This window comes from Streptomyces sporangiiformans, assembly GCF_005768555.2.
Classification (GTDB): Bacteria; Actinomycetota; Actinomycetes; order Streptomycetales; family Streptomycetaceae; genus Streptomyces; species Streptomyces sporangiiformans.
Map to the genome: position 1 here is coordinate 1 of NZ_VCHX02000194.1, position 602 is coordinate 602.

Genomic DNA, 602 nt, shown 5'->3' on the forward strand with positions numbered 1-602 from the left:
GACGCCGCCGACATCCTGCGCCCGGTCTTCGACGCGACCGGGGGCCAGGACGGCCGGGTCTCGATCGAGGTCGACCCGCGCCTCGCGCACAACACCGACGCGACCATCGCCGAGGCCAAGCAGCTTGCGTGGCTGGTGGACCGTCCGAACACCCTGATCAAGATCCCGGCGACCAGGGCGGGCCTTCCCGCGATCACCGAGGTCATCTCCAAGGGCATCAGCGTGAACGTCACGCTGATCTTCTCGCTGGAGCGCTACCGCGAGGTCATGGACGCCTACCTGGCCGGCCTGGAGAAGGCCAAGGCCGCCGGACTCGATCTCTCGACGATCCACTCGGTGGCGTCGTTCTTCGTGTCCCGCGTGGACACCGAGATCGACAAGCGCCTGGCCAAGCTGGGCACCGACGAGGCGCTCGCGCTCAAGGGCAAGGCCGCGCTGGCCAACGCCCGGCTCGCCTTCGAGGCGTACGAGGAGGTGTTCAGCGGTGAGCGCTGGGCCGCCCTCGACAAGGCGCAGGCGAACAAGCAGCGCCCGCTGTGGGCCTCGACCGGCGTCAAGGACCCGGCGTACAAGGACACCCTGTACGTCGACGAGCTGGTCGC

1 protein-coding gene is annotated in these 602 nt (G+C 69.1%); it reads left to right on the forward strand.

Annotated elements, in window-relative coordinates:
• On the forward strand, window positions 1-602 hold a 602-nt coding region (gene tal, locus FGD71_RS34845), incomplete at both ends, for a transaldolase (RefSeq protein ID WP_119104583.1).